General features: G+C 34.2%; 16 protein-coding genes. 15 read left to right on the forward strand and 1 reads right to left on the reverse strand.

Features of this window, described 5'->3' with window-relative positions; translation table 11 throughout:
• Window positions 1-6 precede the first annotated feature (6 nt).
• The 7 genes from MKD52_RS05895 to MKD52_RS05925 all read left to right on the forward strand — a co-directional run bounded on the left by MKD52_RS05895 (window position 7) and on the right by MKD52_RS05925 (window position 7,586).
• Window positions 7-1,374 (forward strand): hypothetical protein, encoded by a 1,368-nt coding sequence (locus MKD52_RS05895; RefSeq protein WP_242099596.1) that lies wholly within the window; start codon window positions 7-9, stop codon window positions 1,372-1,374.
• 9 nt (window positions 1,375-1,383) lie between these two features.
• Window positions 1,384-2,586 (forward strand): CsgG/HfaB family protein, encoded by a 1,203-nt coding sequence (locus MKD52_RS05900; RefSeq protein WP_242099597.1) that lies wholly within the window; start codon window positions 1,384-1,386, stop codon window positions 2,584-2,586.
• A gap of 416 nt (window positions 2,587-3,002) precedes the next feature.
• A complete protein-coding gene (locus MKD52_RS05905; protein WP_242099598.1) occupies window positions 3,003-3,311 on the forward strand; it encodes a transporter substrate-binding domain-containing protein in 309 nt (102 codons plus the stop codon).
• 130 nt (window positions 3,312-3,441) lie between these two features.
• Window positions 3,442-4,206, forward strand: a complete 765-nt coding sequence (traF, locus tag MKD52_RS05910; RefSeq protein ID WP_242099599.1) for a conjugal transfer protein TraF — start codon at window positions 3,442-3,444, stop codon at window positions 4,204-4,206.
• A 157-nt stretch (window positions 4,207-4,363) separates the two neighbouring features.
• The gene (locus MKD52_RS05915; RefSeq protein ID WP_242099600.1) at window positions 4,364-4,633 is read left to right on the forward strand and encodes a hypothetical protein; all 270 of its coding nucleotides are present in this window, start codon (window positions 4,364-4,366) and stop codon (window positions 4,631-4,633) included.
• A 155-nt stretch (window positions 4,634-4,788) separates the two neighbouring features.
• Window positions 4,789-4,989 (forward strand): hypothetical protein, encoded by a 201-nt coding sequence (locus MKD52_RS05920; RefSeq protein WP_242099601.1) that lies wholly within the window; start codon window positions 4,789-4,791, stop codon window positions 4,987-4,989.
• Between the two features lie 488 nt (window positions 4,990-5,477).
• Window positions 5,478-7,586: a UvrD-helicase domain-containing protein gene (locus MKD52_RS05925; RefSeq protein ID WP_242099602.1), complete on the forward strand. Its 2,109-nt coding sequence runs from the start codon at window positions 5,478-5,480 to the stop codon at window positions 7,584-7,586.
• 1 nt (window position 7,587) lies between these two features.
• Here the strand turns inward: MKD52_RS05925 and MKD52_RS05930 are convergent, their stop codons facing one another.
• The gene (locus tag MKD52_RS05930; protein WP_112057791.1) at window positions 7,588-8,361 is read right to left on the reverse strand and encodes an undecaprenyl-diphosphate phosphatase; all 774 of its coding nucleotides are present in this window, start codon (window positions 8,359-8,361) and stop codon (window positions 7,588-7,590) included.
• 338 nt (window positions 8,362-8,699) lie between these two features.
• Between MKD52_RS05930 and MKD52_RS05935 the strand changes: the two genes are divergently transcribed.
• The 8 genes from MKD52_RS05935 (at window position 8,700) to mnmE (ending at window position 17,123) form a co-directional block, all read left to right on the forward strand.
• Window positions 8,700-10,790: a TonB-dependent receptor gene (locus MKD52_RS05935; RefSeq protein WP_242099603.1), complete on the forward strand. Its 2,091-nt coding sequence runs from the start codon at window positions 8,700-8,702 to the stop codon at window positions 10,788-10,790.
• Window positions 10,791-11,084: 294 nt separating this feature from the next.
• Complete coding sequence (locus MKD52_RS05940; protein WP_242099604.1) at window positions 11,085-12,506, forward strand: acetyl-CoA carboxylase subunit A; 1,422 nt, start codon at window positions 11,085-11,087, stop codon at window positions 12,504-12,506.
• Between the two features lie 77 nt (window positions 12,507-12,583).
• Window positions 12,584-12,718: a 50S ribosomal protein L34 gene (gene rpmH, locus MKD52_RS05945; protein WP_005020743.1), complete on the forward strand. Its 135-nt coding sequence runs from the start codon at window positions 12,584-12,586 to the stop codon at window positions 12,716-12,718.
• A gap of 22 nt (window positions 12,719-12,740) precedes the next feature.
• On the forward strand, window positions 12,741-13,067 hold the full coding sequence (gene rnpA / locus MKD52_RS05950; RefSeq protein ID WP_112057794.1) for a ribonuclease P protein component: 327 nt from the start codon (window positions 12,741-12,743) through the stop codon (window positions 13,065-13,067).
• A gap of 8 nt (window positions 13,068-13,075) precedes the next feature.
• Window positions 13,076-13,453 (forward strand): membrane protein insertion efficiency factor YidD, encoded by a 378-nt coding sequence (gene yidD / locus MKD52_RS05955; protein WP_242099605.1) that lies wholly within the window; start codon window positions 13,076-13,078, stop codon window positions 13,451-13,453.
• Window positions 13,446-15,059 carry a membrane protein insertase YidC gene (gene yidC, locus MKD52_RS05960; protein ID WP_242099606.1) on the forward strand — a complete coding sequence of 538 codons (1,614 nt, stop codon included), beginning with the start codon at window positions 13,446-13,448 and terminating at the stop codon, window positions 15,057-15,059. Before yidD ends, yidC begins: the two co-directional genes overlap by 8 nt.
• On the forward strand, window positions 15,056-15,754 hold the full coding sequence (locus tag MKD52_RS05965; protein ID WP_112057797.1) for a Jag N-terminal domain-containing protein: 699 nt from the start codon (window positions 15,056-15,058) through the stop codon (window positions 15,752-15,754). The genes yidC and MKD52_RS05965 overlap by 4 nt, the downstream gene beginning before the upstream one ends.
• Complete coding sequence (gene mnmE, locus MKD52_RS05970; protein ID WP_242099607.1) at window positions 15,738-17,123, forward strand: tRNA uridine-5-carboxymethylaminomethyl(34) synthesis GTPase MnmE; 1,386 nt, start codon at window positions 15,738-15,740, stop codon at window positions 17,121-17,123. The genes MKD52_RS05965 and mnmE overlap by 17 nt, the downstream gene beginning before the upstream one ends.
• Window positions 17,124-17,139 lie beyond the last annotated feature (16 nt).

Raw genomic sequence — 17,139 nt, forward strand, 5'->3', positions numbered from 1 at the left:
AAGCAAATGAGAAAGCTATTATTGATTGGTTCTTTAGCATTAGCAAGCTTACTATATGCCGAGGATACAACAAAAGAGAATACAGGCGAACAGCTTGAGAAAATCATAGAATCAGATGTGAAGCCTAATTTGGAAAAGCCCAAAAAGCAAAATATAGATGATTTGCTTGATAAGGCAAAAAGAGAGCTAAAAAAGAAAAATAAAGCAGCCAGTATTTATAGTGCGACTGCAACTGTTGATGCAAGTCCAGACGATGCGCAATATTATGAATATTTGTCAATGGCTTATCGAGAGGCATTTTTGACTTTAAAGGCAGATATGATTTTGTCAAAAGCAGGAAAAATTGCAGTGGAGGAAGCACTTTCATACCACCGCAAGCAAATGCCAGATGATATGCTTAATGATGAAATGCAAAAAAAGGTCAAAAAAGAGCTAGAGGAAAAGAGCGGAGATGCTGATGGGATATTTGCAATCGTAGGAAATATCGTCAATAGCGTTGTAACCAACGCAAAAGGCGATAAGAAGCCAGAAACAATAGAAGCAGAAGTAGAGGAAAATATCTTTAATAATGCATATACGGGCGGATTCACAAAAGAAGCCTTTGATGAAATTAAAGGTATGATTCCCTATGAAACCTTTATTGTTACAAATGAAGAAGGTGAGACCGAGATTGGTGTTTTAGCTTATACCACGCCAAAATCACTTCAGCTTGCACGCGATTTAGCGCAAGGACATAAATCAAAACCAATAGAGAATAAAGCGCAATGCAAAAGTGCAGATAGTATAGTAGAAGATTTTGATGATGAATACTTGCTCACACATCTTGGTATAAAGTATTTTTACAATGAAAATTGTCGTCCAGCACTTCTTGCTTACGGAATGGATTCCTTTATAAAAGAGGAAGGGTTTAATTCTGATTACAGGCGCGAAGCAAGAACTCGCGCACAAGGCAATGCGGAGGCGACCATTGCGCAGTTTTTATCCTCCAATGTTAATGCGTTTATGAAAAACACCGAATTAAAACAGAAGACAAAAAATGCAATGCTAAAGGCTAGCAAGACTGACGGTAAGGTCAAAATGGGTGCGGCGCAGAAAAAAACTCGCACAAGCATAGTAAAAGAAATGTCTAAAGAGTTTAGCAGTACTGCTCAAGCTTCTTTGCGCGGTATGGAAGTAGCTAGAACTTGGAGTGTGGATAAGGGCGATTATGAAGTGGTTGGAGCGATTGTGTATTACTCTATGGATAGCATTGATGAGGCAAATAAGCGATTTGATGCAATGGAAAATATACCAACACAACAAAGCGGCAAAAGTGGTGCGAAAGCAACCCCTGGCGTCAAACGCGCAACCAACTTAGAAGTCGATGATTTTTAAGGTGTGTTTATGAAATTGTTAGCAACTTTTTTATTGTTTTTATTGATGTGTGTGGGATTAAACGCGGAAGTGGTAACTACTAAAAACACCAAAGATGCTCGCGGTGAGGGCTATGGTTCCTCTTATGAAGAAGCAGTTAATAAGGCTTTGGCGGATGCTATATCAAAAATGTATGGTGGCAAATTAGCGGTTGGTTCAAAACTAAGTACAGATTACACCAAAACAAATGACAAACAGCAGCTACAAAAATCCTATAACGAGGAGATTGCGCGCATTAGTGGAGGGACATTTGATTCCTATGAAGTAATTTCAAATTCCAAACAAGGCGATGAATACAAGGTTGTTGTGCTCATCAAGAAAACAACCACAATAAAAAAGTATAAAGCCCCCGGGCAAAGTGCGAGTAATCGCCGCAGTATTACGGTGTTTAATGCAACGCCTGATATTAATAAGCGCGGAATCGGAAATAATTTACAGCAGCAAATCATCACGGATTTGCTCCAAAGTAGAAAATTTAATGTCTTAGAACGTGATACGCCCGGATATTACGAAATGGAAAAATCCCTTATCAAAAGCGGTGATGCGGCAAGTGATGAAGTCTATAAGCTTAAAAATGTCCTAGCAACCGATTATATTTTGCTATTTTCTGTTTCGGATATTGATGGAGGCGTAAAGAAAAGCAATCTCACAGGCAAAACTAAAATAGAAGCAGAAATTAAGGTGGATTATCGTGTGCTTTTATTTGCGACAAGGCAGATTAAATTTTCAAATACGCTTGTAATGAAAACTACAATAAAAGATGATAGCATAACAGCCGATACTGCATTAATAGAACAGATTGCGGGACGCATTTCTAGTGATATTTTAAATGCGATTTATCCTTTAAAGGTCGCAAGTGTAGAAAATGGTGAAGTGGTGTTTTCACAAACGTTAAACCAAGGTGATACTTATGAATGTTTTGCGTTGGGTAAGGCGATTAAAGATTCCTACACTAAAGAAACTACTGGTAGAGTGGAGACAAAAAGTGGTGATATTGAAGTTGTGCGTTCTACTCCAAAGCTATCTTATGCAAAAATTACAAGCGGAAGCGTGAAAGTGGGCGATATTTGCCGTCCATTGAGTAATGGAAGTGGTAGTGGAAATGGCTACACAATCGGGCGCGATGCTAACTATAAAATTGATGAAAATGGCGGAGTGAATTTGGGATTCTAAGGGATTCCAATTCTCCGCTTTCCAACTGCATTCCAACTGCATTAAACCCTTTCAAATAAAATCTTAAATCAAAGTAGAATCGTAAAATTATTGATGTTTTAGGAAGTAAGCATAAAAGTGCGGATTCTTGATTAAAGGTATTGGATAAATGGGGGGGGGATACAAAAAATCAGAGAATCCGCACTTTTATGCTTGTATGTAATCGTCCATTTCATTTAGGCAAGAGAAAGTATTATATCAAAAAAAACAAATCAATAAATCTTTATATGCATTGTGTGTGCCAGTAATATAGAAATTACATTTTGGATTCCATTGGATTAATTTTTGATATACTGCCTTAAAAGGCTTAACAGCAGCTTATATTTTTGTTATAATCCTAGCTAGTTTTTATCAAGGAGAAAGAAATATATAAGACGTTGCTATCAGGCTTGTTAGCGGTTTTTGTAAGTTTTGGCTTAAGTGCGTGCAAGGGAGAGGAAAAAATAGTTGTCGCGACGGCTACGGGATTCGTTCCTTTTGAGTTTAAAGAGGGGTCGGAATATAAGGGCGTTGATATGGATATTGCGCATGAGATTGCTAAACGACTTGGTAAAACATTGGAAGTTAAAGATATGGGGTTTGATGCGGTTGTAAGCGCAGTAAGCAGCGGCAATGCAGATTTTGTGGCAAGTGGATTGACGATTAATGCAACGCGCTTGAAAGTTTTTAAATGCCAAGGATATTGAAATTTTTATCTCGATGCTTGAAATTGCATCAGGGAATATGCAAAATAAAAATAGAAAAAATATATAGCGACTACTTTTTGTTGAACTAAAAATAATAGAATAATTAAAATTCACCACCAAAGGTTCTGTCTTGCCAAAACAATTTCTATTTACGCTAATTGTCACCACTTTTTTATACTCCCAAAGCAATTCATTTTTTAATGATTCAAGGCGTGGTTGGCACTATTACGAACCTGAAGTAAAGGAAAAAGAAATACAGAAAAAAGAGCGCATAAGCGATGATGTAGCTTTTATGCGTTCTGTCCCATTAAATTCCTTGGATGATTTAAGTGTCAAGGAATATACCGAAATTTTTGAACGAGTGAAATCCATTGCAACCATGAGACCTACAAAAGAAAATGTAAAAATAATGCAAATTATGAATAAATGGCAAACAGAGCAGTCAGAAAGATTTGCAAAAGTTTGGGCTATTAATTTGCTTGAAGATCCTAATTTAGAATATCCAAATATTGTAGATACTAAATTTGCAAAAATTTCCAAGATTGCACAAAAAGACAAGGAAACAGAGGATTTTTTTAAATCTAAAAAGGACAGGCTTGCTTTTGTTATTTTCTATGGGAATTTAAACCAAGATGCAATTAACAGACAAAAAGAAGTTTACGAGCATATTCAAAGACTTTATGGAATCCAAGCAAAATTTATAGATATTGATAATAAACCACTAATAAAAGAACGCTTTAAACTTACCACAAGTCCTGAAAATTTCTTTCTTTATAAAAACAAAAATGGTGAAGCCATTTGGCATAGGATTAAAGCAAGACTTGCCACGCAAAGCGAAATCCTTAGCAATACTAGATTCCTTTTTGACAATGTAATTATCGAAAAGGATAAATGATGATAAAAAAAACTTTTTTTTCTATATTTCTTAGCAGCTTCTTGTTGGCAAATTCTATGGATTCTAATATTTTGCACTTGGGTGATGTCTATGAGTTTGCAGAAAAAATGCACTTCTTTTAATCAAAGAACATTTAGAAAAAAACAAAAGCTTTGATATGGAAAAATATTTTCCAAGTATTGTGAATGAGTTTGAAGCTTTGGGTATTGAAGTAAGCTTAAATAAAAAAAGTAAATCAAATGAGACAAATATAGAATCAGCATTTTTAAAAAATGACACATCTATCCATACACTTAATATTGAAGCTAAAGGATTAGAAGATATTCATAATGGGCGAAGGATTAAAATTAAACTTGAAGTAGATACCAATCCTCCATTAAAATTTCAAACTAAATCAAAAAACACTTCTTCTTCCTATGACTTTTAATATTAGAACTATGACCTTGCCAAATCTTTATGCTGGTAAGATGTATGCTCTTTTATTTAGAAACTGGATAACTCGTGTTAAAGGGAGAGATTGGTTTGATTTTGAGTGGTATGTTAAAAACAATATTCCACTTAATTTATCATTTATGTCAAAGAATGAAAGAAAGTGGAAATTTTAACAAAGATATTTTAACTAAAGAAGAGTTTGCCAAACTACTTCATGACAAAATAGATACTCTTGATATAAAACAAGCTATCAATGAAGTAAAAGGGTTTGTTAAAGATGCAAGAGTATTTGATTTCTGGTCAAAAGATTATTTTAGACTATTGGCATCAAGGGTTGTATTTTCAAGCTAATTATGGAGTAATGCATAAGCAATACTAAAAGTTAGCAACTATATCAATTAAATTTCAAGTATATTCTCTCTCTAAAAACTTGTTTATTAAAATAAAATCAGCTCTAAACAAGAGAATAAATTAGCTTAAATTCCTTATAATGATTGCGTCTCTTGTAAAGAGTCTCAAAAGTTTTTAATGATGAAGCGTTATTCATTGCCATACCAACTACTCCACTTCTTTTTGATATTCTATTTAGCAGATGGTATTTGTTGAAAACTAATTATTGTGCAACTAAGGTGGGAACAATCATTGCAAATCTCTTATATTATGATTTATTGCTTCTGTTTTTTTGGGATATTGTGTTATCATAGATTATTAAACTAGCATTAAAATTTTCCAATAAAACCTTTATATTTTTTTCTTATTGCCTTTAATGACTTCTGCAAATTAAGAGTTTTGTGATGCAATAAATTGGTATAATTCCGAAATTTTCATCAAGGCTTTTTATGCAAGAAAAATTTCTTAATCAACTTAATGCCTCACAAAAACAGGCTGTTACTACCATTGAAGGGGCTTTATTAATTTTAGCAGGTGCAGGAAGTGGCAAAACCAAAACCATCACAACTAGACTTGCATATTTGATTGATGAAGTGGGGATTCCACCAAGTAATACCCTAACTCTCACCTTTACTAATAAAGCAGCCAATGAAATGCAAAAACGCGCTTTAAATATGCTAGAAAAATCAACTTCTCACCCCCCATTGCTTTGCACTTTTCATAAATTTGGACTATTGTTTTTGAAATTTTATATCCCACTTTTAGGGCGTAAAATAAACTTTATTTTAGCCGATAGCGATGATACTAAAAAAATCATCAAAGAGCTTAATTGCGATCTTGCACCACTCCCTTTGGTTATAAGTGAGGTTTCTCGCTATAAAAATTCTCAAATTTCACCCCAAGAAGCTCTTAAAAATGCTCACAATGAACTTTATAAGCATATCGCAAAAGTCTATCTAAACTATCAAGAAACGCTTTTGCAGAATAATATGGTGGATTTTGATGATCTGCTTTTGCTTCCCATTGAGATTTTGAAATCAAATCCCAATGTTGCCACAGAAATCAGCCAAAGGTACCAATATATTATGGTTGATGAATATCAAGATACCAACGACTTACAATATCAACTTTTAAAATATCTCTGCACCACACACAGCAACATTTGTGTAGTGGGCGATGATGATCAAAGCATTTATAGCTGGAGGGGTGCTAATATCCAAAATATTCTTAATTTCTCTCAACATTTCAAAGGCGCAAAAACTATTAAACTAGAAGAAAACTATCGCTCTAGCAAATCGATTTTAAATGCTGCTAATCATCTTATTTCTAATAACAAAGAACGACTAGGCAAAACACTAAAAAGCAATTTAGGCGAAGGGAAGCCTATTGAAGTTTTGCATTCTAATGATGAACAAGAAGAAGCAAGGAATCTCTCAAAAATCATTAAAAAACTACTTCAAAATGGAATAAATCCCAAAGACATTGCCATTTTATTTCGCTTAAATGCACTCTCTCGTTCTTTAGAAGAAGGTTTTAATCGCGAAAGAATTCCTTATGTTTTGGTGGGAACCATTCGATTCTATGAGCGTAGCGAAATTAAAGATGTGATTAGCTATTTTAGGATTCTAACCAATATCAACGATGATTTTTCGCTCTTTAGAATCATCAACAAGCCCAAAAGAGGCTTGGGAAAAACCACTCTTGAAAAACTAAAATCACTTAGTCAGATTCATCATTGCAGTATTTATGAGCTTTTTACCAAGCAATCTCCACAATCACTACAACAAACAATCAGTAAAAAAGCCTACAATACAATTTGGGAATTTTTTAAGACTATTGAAGAACTCCAAGAATCACAAAGTCAATCTAGCCTCAAATTCCTTGATGATTTTGAAGAAAAAATCGGACTTTGCAAAGCTTTATCGCAAAATAGTGAAGAAGTTGATAGAGTAAGCAATATTGAAGAATTTTATGGACTATACCGCGAATATGTTAAACAAAATCCACTAATGGAGCTAGAAAGTTTTCTCAATGAACTTGCGCTAAGAAGCGATCAAGAGGACACAGAATTAAGAAATGAGCAAAAAGGGGTTGAGGGCATTTCGTGTATGAGCGTCCATTCTAGCAAAGGTTTAGAATTTGATTATGTTTTTATCATTGGACTTGAAGAAGGTTTCTTTCCTATGGCAAGAGAAGACACTAATATCCAAGAAGAAAGGCGACTAGGCTATGTTGCCCTCACTAGAGCGAAAAAGGAGCTTTATTTAAGCTATGTTGATTCAAGATTTTATAGGGGAAATCGTGCTAGTTTGTTGCCTTCAAGATTTTTAGCAGAAAGCAAGATTCTTGCTAAAGAAAATTTTTCGCACCCTAGCACCACAAACTTATCAAAAGGCGCCGATGAGATAGGCTTCCAAAAGGGAGATTGTGTAATGCACAAAATTTTTGGAGCAGGAAGAGTAATAGAAGTTACAAAAAGCGGACAAGAAGTCAAGCTAAAAATTAATTTTGGCGGACTCTTAAGAGAGATTTTAAGTGGCTATGTTACAAAAGTTTAACCTAAAGAACTTCTAAATAAAACAAAAATGCGATTCCAAGAATAATACGATAAATCCCAAAAGGGATAAAATTAAACCTTGAAACAAAGCCTAAAAACAATTTAATCGCTATCAAAGCACTTAAAAATGCTACAACAAACCCAACTGCTAAAATAAGCAAATTATCAGCATTAAATACAGCATAGTTTTTATAAGCACTATATCCACTTGCAATAATCATCGTAGGTAAAGCTAGGAGAAAAGAAAATTCTGTCGCTACCTTGCGATTGCAGCCCAAAAGCAATCCACCAATAATAGTCGCCCCACTCCTAGAAGTGCCTGGAATCATCGCCAAAGCTTGAAAAATCCCAATCAAAAAAGATTGTTTATAAGAAATTTCTGCTATTTCTTTGGTGTGATGCTCTTTTTCTTTATAAAATATCTCTATAACAATAAAGGCGATTCCACCCACAATTAACATAATAGAAGTCGTAATGGGCGCAAAAAGCATTTTAATCAAATCATAAAGCAAAAAACCCAAAATACCCGCAGGCAAAAATCCAATGGCAAGCTTAACCCAAAGCTCCAAACTATTTTTAAACAACCTTTCCCAAAAGACAAAAATAACTGCTAAAATTGACCCTAATTGAATTATAACCTCAAATGTTTTATGAAACATATCTTGTTGGATTCCAAGCAATTTTGAAGTAAGAATCAAATGTCCTGTTGAAGAAACAGGCAAAAATTCTGTCAAACCTTCAACAATTCCCAAAACTATCGCATAAATCAAATCCATAAAAAACCCTTATTCTATATAAAAACAAAGCAATTCTAACATAATTTGCTTTTTTTATAAAGTTTTATAATATTACTGAAAGAAAATTTAAAAATAAATACAAAATAAAATTATTCATTCCTAAAAGCCATTACTCTTTTACACCCTTTATGCTGACAATCCTATCCTATAACTGCATTTTTAATATTACAACTCTTTTTTGTTAAACCAAAAAAAATAAACTCTTTAGTTATTAAATTTATTCAATTATAATAGTAATTATCATGATTGTTTATTTTTACTTAAGCTAATAATAAATACAATTTTAAATATCATTATTATTTTTAATAGGAGTAAAAATGTTTATATCAAACAAGGTTAGATATTCATCTGTTGTGTTATCTTTAATGCTTGGCGCAATTAGCGCAAATGCTGCTGAAGAATATCGTTTAGACACTTCAGTTGTGAGTGCTAGTGGATTTTCTCAAGACATAAAAGAAGCCCCCGCTAGTATTTCAATTGTCAAGAAGGAAGATTTGGAAAACAAGCCTTATCGCGATGTAGCAGAAGCGATTGCAGATATTCCTGGAGTAGATTTATTTGCTAGTAAAGGAAAAACAGGAACTTATCAAATAACTATGCGTGGAATCACGGGATACACCCTTATCTTAATAGATGGAAGAAGACAAAGCGTTGGAGGAGATGTGGGTCCTAATGGCTTCACTGAAATTACTTCTTCTTTCTTGCCTCCAATTTCAGTAATTGAACGCATTGAGATTATCAAAGGTCCAATGAGCACCCTTTATGGTTCTGATGCATTAGGTGGTGTGGTTAATATTATTACAAAAAAATCTCCCGAAAAATGGGGCTTAAGCGTCCAAACAGAAGCCTTGCTTCAAGAAGATTCACAATGGGGAAATCTCTATGGGACTAGCATTTATGGTAGCGGACCACTTATTAAAGACAAACTCTCCCTTACTCTACGCGCAAGAGAATTTTACAGAGAGGGTTCTAGTGTGAGCTATTCAGGGCCTAATGGAACAATCATTGATACCTCTCAAGCACAAAGCCCAACAAGAGCCAATAATCATAATTTTGGATTAAAATTAGATTACCTAGCTAATCCTCAAAATCATTTTACCTTTGATGTAGATTACTCGCAAAGCGTTTTTGATAACGCCAATGGGCAGCTAGGGACTCTAACAAAACCCCTTAATAATACTGGTGCATTAACAGGGGGCTACACTGATACAATGCAAGTTGATAAATTAGTAACCTATTTAACACACAAGGGAACTTATGAAAATTTTGTGTTAGATTCTGGAATCCAATACAATCGCGTTAGCAATGATGGTAGAGAAGTTGTCGGACTTGCAACACAACCCCATTTGGGAGAAAATAGAGATATTCTAGCAGAAGATATTATTTTAGATACTAAAGCTGTTGTTCCATTAGGAGAGAGAAATCTCTTGAGTGTTGGCGCTGAATATCGCATAGAAAAAATGCAAGATAAAATCGCAAATCCAACTAAATTTGATCAATATTTGCTTGGAATTTTTGCAGAAGATGAACTTTCAATTTTAGATAATCTAAACTTTACACTAGGAGCAAGATACAATCACCACGAAATTTTTGGCGATAATATTTCACCCAGAGGCTATCTTGTCTATAATCCAACTGATTCTCTAACACTAAAAGGTGGTGTTGCAACTGGATTTAAAGCACCAACGCCAAATCGCCTTATTGCAGGATATTATAATTTTAGAGGTCAAGGAAAATATCCTTCATATGGGAATCCAAATCTTTCTGAAGAAACTTCAATTAATTATGAATTAAGTGCTATTTACAATCAAGATTCTCATTACATAAGTCTTACAGGATTTTTGACAGATTTTAAAGATAAAATCTCAGACACACAAATAAAAAAAGGCGAAGCAATTTCAGGAGTTGGAATCTGCACCTATGCTCAATGTTTTCAAGAAATCAATCACGGCGAAGTGCGATATATGGGAGTGGAATTAGCAGCAGGATTTAAAGTCTTAGAAAAAATCAACATTGACGCTTCTTATACTTATTTGGATTCTGAAGTGCGCGAATCTACTAAAAGTGCTATTGGAAAACCAGAGAGCAATTCTTTAAAACACAATTTCATCACCAAAATTAGCATACCCTTTAACAACTTCACACCTTATCTCAAAGGACAATGGCAAGGTGATCGCTACGCAGGTGACGATTCAAGAGGAGAATACTACAAAAATGTATTCTTAATGACTGCTGGTGGAACTTATGCTTTCAATGATTCTTGGAAGCTTAATGTGGCTATTCACAATCTTTTAGATAAGAAATTCACTGATAGTTTTGCAGGGAATCCAACAGATGGTTATGTCTCTCAATATAATAGAATTGAAGAAGGGAGACGCTTTTGGGTTTCTTTAACAGGTAATTTTTAATCACATTTTATAATAAATAAATTTCATTTTGCTAGGCTTTATTTCAAGTCTAGCTCTCCTTAGAATTTCAAATTTACAATCTTTTTATTATTCAAAATGGTTTGCTTAATTAATGGCAACCATTTTGATTTTCACACAAAACTTCAATGAATCTATGTGTAAAAATATAACGATTTAAGTGTAATTTATTTTTTTAATAAAGTTTTTTATTGCTCCCTAAAGAAAAAATTAAAAAGATTCAATATAAAATAGAATCATTTATTTTAAAATTAATGCCAAAATCTTGGAGTTTTTATGTTTAGACGAATTCTTATTGCCAATCGTGGCGAAATTGCCATTCGCATTATTCGAGCCTGCAATGATTTAAATATCGAATCTGTAGCAATCTATTCTCACGCTGATAGAGATAGTCTGCATGTCAAAATGGCAACCCACACCTATGCCATAAGCGAAGATCCTATTAAAGGATATTTGGATCCTGATAGAATCATTGAAGCAGCAAAAGCAACCGAATCAGAAGCCATTCACCCAGGCTATGGTTTTTTAAGTGAAAATGCCCTTTTTGCAAAAAAAGTCAAAGAAGCAGGATTAGTGTGGATTGGTCCAGAGAGTGAAGTCATCGCCAAAATGGGAGATAAGAATGCCGCAAGAAATCTAATGATACAAAATGGAATCCCAGTTGTCCCAGGCACAGAACCGCTTAACAAATTAAGTCTTTATGAAATACAAAAAATTGCAAGAAAAATTGGCTATCCTGTAATACTCAAAGCAAGTAGCGGAGGGGGTGGTAGAGGAATCCGTGTTGTGCATGAAGAGAGTGAATTAGAAAATGCTTTTAATGCTTGCAAAAGAGAGGCTTTGACATTTTTTAAAAATGATGATGTTTTTATGGAAAAATATATCCAAAATCCAAAACACATTGAATTCCAGATTCTAGCTGATAATTATGGCAATGTTATTCACCTATTAGAACGCGATTGCTCTATTCAAAGGCGTCATCAAAAACTCATAGAAATCGCCCCCTGCCCTACTATTAGTGCTGATTTAAGGCGGCGAATGGGAGTGGTTGCTGTGGCTGCAGCTAAGGCTGCAAACTATACCAATGCAGGAACAATTGAATTTTTAATTGATGATTCGAATAATTTTTATTTTATGGAAATGAATACAAGAATCCAAGTTGAACACGGCGTAACAGAAGAAATCACAGGCTTAGACCTTATTGGAAGGCAGATACGAATTGCCTATGGAGAAATTCTTGATTTAAGCCAAAATGACATTACCGCACAAGGATTTGCTATTGAAGCTAGAATCAACGCTGAAGATGTGCATAATGATTTCATACCAAACCCCGGAATTATCACTGCCTATTATCCTGCACTTGGACCTTTTGTGAGGGTAGATAGCTATATTTATAAAGACTTTGCAATTCCGCCCTTTTATGATTCAATGATTGCCAAACTTATTGTGCGTGCTACAAGCTATGATTTAGCAGTCAATAAACTCAAACGCGCATTAAGTGAATTTAAAATCCGTGGCGTTAAAACCACAATTCCATTTTTGATTAATATTTGTAATGACAAAGATTTTAAACGCGGGATTTTTGATACTTCTTATTTAGAAAACAAATTGCCATCGCTAATGCCGCAAGAAACAAGTGATGAGAGTGATTTGGTGGCAGCTATTGCAGTGGCATTAACCAGTCAATTTGAAGAATAAAAATTCTTTAAATAAAAGTAATTTTAAGTAATTTTGTAGTAGAATTAACCCTTATTTTTACAAAAAGGCAATAACTTATGAAAAGAACATATCAACCACACAACACACCAAGAAAAAGAACACATGGTTTTCGCGTAAGAATGCAAACCAAAAATGGTAGAAAAGTTATCAATGCACGAAGAGCAAAAGGCAGAAAAAGATTAGCTGTTTAATCTTAAGTTTGGGTTTTTAGTTTTGGTCACTTTAAAAAATAAGAAAGATTTTGAAAATGTCTATAAAAGCCCTAAAAAATGGCACAATCCCTATTTTATTCTTTTTTTTAAAGAAAATCTCAAATCTAACCGAGTCGGTTTTTGTGTCTCCAAAAAAGTAGGCAATGCAGTTTGTAGAAATTTTGTCAAAAGACGCCTAAGAAACCTATATCGCAATTCAATGTCTAACCTAGTCAATGGCGATATGGTTTTGTTGGCAAAAAACGGATTAGATAAAGCTCCCTATTCCACTTTACAAAGTAGCTATAGCCACGCACTGATGCGACTAAAACTGCTTCAAATTGGATGAATCTAAAAATGCAAAAACGCTTCTTTTTATCCCTCATCTCTTTTTATCAGCGTTATATTTCAGCTTTGCTTGGTCCTAAATGTCGCTATTATCCCTCTTGCTCAGAATATTCCAAGCAAGTTTTTGAATTTCAAAATCCCATTGTCGCTTTTTTGAAAACTTTCTTAAGAGTTTTAAGTTGCAATCAATTCTTCCAAGGGGGCATTTCTTATCCAAAAATTCGTAAGCTTCTCCGCTATAGCTTTATGCCACCCAAAACGCCAAAATACTGGTTAATACCCATAAAAACTAAAAATTTTACTTTTAAGAATCTCCCTTGCATAACTAGAGATTCTATACAAAATGTTTATATTATAAAAAATTTCTCAAAGGTTTCCCGTGCTTAATAAACTCGATAATCTAAACTCACAAACTCGTATCATCATAGCTGTTGTTTTAGCGTTAGCTTTCTTCGTTCCTTATAGTTATTTTTATGCACCAAAACCACAAGAAAATAATGCCACTGCTACTGCTTCATCTATTCAAACCACACAAAATCTCCCTACGACCAAAGAAGCAAAGCCCAATCCCACTCAAGAATCAACGCAAATTTCTACAACACAAGAAATTATCACTATTATTAGTGGAGAAAATTTTGAATACCAAATCGATCGCCTAGGGAGAATCGCACAAGTTACTCTCAAAGAAGAAAAGTATCAAAAAGATGCAAAAAATCTTGAGTTATTTAGCAATGATATTACCAATCAAAGCAATCCAAAAATTCTAGAAATTCGTTTTGCCGATTCAATGCTTAATCAACAAGCTTTTAACACCCCTTATCAAACAAGCGCCACAAATATTGAATTAAAAGATAAAGCACAAACCCTTACACTTACTCAAAAATTAGAAAATTTCACACTTACAAAAACTATCACATTTCACCCTAATGGTCTTTATGAAGTCAAGGTAGAGATTCCACAAAACTACACTTACTTCATCTCTCCTGGTATGCGCCCAAGTGCCGAAAATGATTCTTATGTCTTTAAGGGCGTTATCATAAAAGAACAAGATGGGACAATTACCGCTATTGAAGATGGCGATTCTAGCGGACAAAGCAATTTTGCAAACTCTAGCATATTAGCCGCTGTAGATAGATACTACACAACTTTATTTTTTAGTCAATCTAACAATCTTAACTCTGTAGTTTTAAGTAATGCTAATGAAAATCCAATGCCTTTTTTAAGCGCTAATGGAAATATTAAATTATCTGGCTACATTGGACCTAAAGATTATCGCTTATTAGAGAGCATCAACCCTAATCTTACCGAAGTAGTTGAGTATGGAATCATCACCTTTTTTGCCAAGCCTCTCTTTTTACTTTTAGAAACACTTTATGACTGGTGTGGGAACTGGGGATGGGCGATTATTTTATTAACACTTATTGTTAGAGTTGTCCTTTATCCTTTGACTTACAAGGGAATGGTCTCTATGCAAAAACTCAAAGAACTTGCTCCAAAAATGAAAGAGATTCAACAAAAATACAAAGGTGAGCCACAAAAACTTCAAGCTCATATGATGGAGCTTTATAAAAAACACGGCGCTAATCCAATGGGCGGATGTTTGCCACTTCTTTTGCAAATGCCTGTGTTTTTTGCAATTTACCGCGTTTTATACAATGCCATCGAGCTAAAAGGGGCTGCTTGGTTACTTTGGATTCAAGACTTATCTGTTATGGACCCTTATTTTGTTTTACCAGTTCTTATGGGTATTACTATGTATCTCCAACAACATCTAACGCCAACTACTTTTAATGACCCTATACAAGAAAAAATCTTTAAATTCTTGCCACTTATTTTTACTATTTTCTTTGTAACTTTCCCTTCAGGTTTGGTGCTTTATTGGTTTGTAAATAATATTTTCTCCATCTTACAGCAACTACTCATCAACAAAGCTCTTGAACGCAAAAAAGCAAGGGAAATTGCCGAACACAAAAAGCACAAGGTTGAAAAATGAAGAAAATAGAAGCGACAACTCTTGAAAATGCCCTTATTGAAGCTTCTAAACTTTTTAATTGCTCTATTGTAGAACTAGAATATGAAATCATTCAAAATCCCCAAAAAGGATTTTTAGGTTTTGGCAAAAAAAATGCCATTATCTGCGCTCAACCAAAAAAAACAAATCAAACCCCAATCAAACAAACCTCTACGCCTAAACCTCAACCAATACCACAAAAAGAATCCTCCAAAGATCTTAATCAAATCTCTATACAAGTTCAAAAAGAACTACAAGAATTGCTTCAACTCCTTCCTTATAAGATTGATGAAGTAATTGTAGAACCCTATAATGAAAATACCTTGTATATTAAAATTGATGGGGAAGATTCAGCTTTATTAATTGGCAAAGAGGGTTACCGATACAAAGCTTTTTCTTATCTTATTTTTAATTGGGTAAATCATGTCTATGGACTAATGGTGCGATTAGAAATTGCTGAATTTCTTAAAAATCAAGAAGAAATGATCGCCAATCATCTTATGCCTGTTATTGAAAATATCAAAACCTATGGAAAAGCTCAAACAAAACCATTAGATGGAGTTTTGGCACACATCGCTCTTAAGCAATTAAGAGAACAATTCCCAGACAAATATATCTCTTTTAGAATCAATCAAGAAGGACAGAGATATATCATTATCAATGAATTCCAACATTAATCAAACCATAGTAGCCCCAGCTACCACTTATGGAAAATCCTCTCTTAATGTCATTAGATTAAGCGGACAAGATTCTCTGCTTATTGCTTCCAAACTTGCCAAAATAAATCCCAATTGCCTTAAAGTGCGCCACGCTAAACTCACCAAAATCTACTTTCAAGATGGTGAATTACTTGATGAATGTATTTTGATTTATTTTAAAGCACCCAATAGCTACACCACTGAAGATGTAATTGAATTTCAATGCCATGGAGGCACTTTTATTGCCCAAAGTATTCTGGAAGAATGCATCAAGCTTGGTGCAAGATTGGCTAAACCTGGAGAATTTACCAAACGCGCCTTTCTAGGTGGCAGAATCGATCTAAGTCAGGCTCAAGCTATCGCCAAACTCATAGAATCTTCAAATGCTAATGCACACAAAATGCTAATGCGTCATTTAAATGGCGAGATGCATAGTTTTTGTGAAAATTTACGCAAAAATCTCCTTACACTCTTAGCTCATAGCGAAGTTTTTATTGATTATGCTGATGAAGAATTGCCACAAGATTTAATGAAAAATCTTTTAAACAAACTTGATTCTACCCTACTCACTCTCCAAAATCTCTTAGAGCAATCCATACAAAAAAAATCTATTTTTGAGGGTTATAAACTTTGCATTATCGGAAAACCCAATGTAGGAAAAAGCTCTTTACTTAATGCACTTTTACACGAAGATCGCGCTATTGTAAGTGATATTGCAGGAACAACACGCGATAGTATTGAAGAAAATTTTACTTTAGAGGGGCATTTATTGCGCCTCATTGACACAGCAGGAATCCGACAAAGCCAAGACATAATTGAAGCCAAAGGCATAGAGAGAAGCTTGCAAAAAGCCGAACAAAGCGATATTTTAATCGCCCTTTTTGATAGTAGTCGCCCCCTAGAAGAAGAAGATTTCAAAATAATAGAAATTCTAAAAACCCACCAAGATTCCAAAAAAATCATCGTTTTATTAAATAAAGCAGATTTAAAAGGAAGTTTTGATTTTCAAATACTAGCTCCTTTTAATCCACTTAACTTATGTCTCAAAGATGACAATATAACTTCTAGTAATTCTTTGTTATCGCATTTTAAAAGTCATCTTATTTCGCTTCTTAACTCTCAAGAAAACTCACAAATGCTACTTCTAGTCTCACAATATCAATTTCAAGCCATTCAAGAGTGTATTCAAGCTCTCTATGATTCAAAACTTCCTTTAGTAAATGGCGAACTAGAACTCTTTAGTTTTCATATTAATGAAGCCTTAAAAGCTTTAGCTTCTATTACAAAACCTTATGAATATTCCCAAATGCTTGATGTGATGTTTAATGATTTTTGCCTTGGCAAATAAGCACACCTCTAGCTAA

This window comes from Helicobacter sp. CaF467b, assembly GCF_022664765.1.
Taxonomy (GTDB): Bacteria; Campylobacterota; Campylobacteria; order Campylobacterales; family Helicobacteraceae; genus Helicobacter_D; species Helicobacter_D colisuis.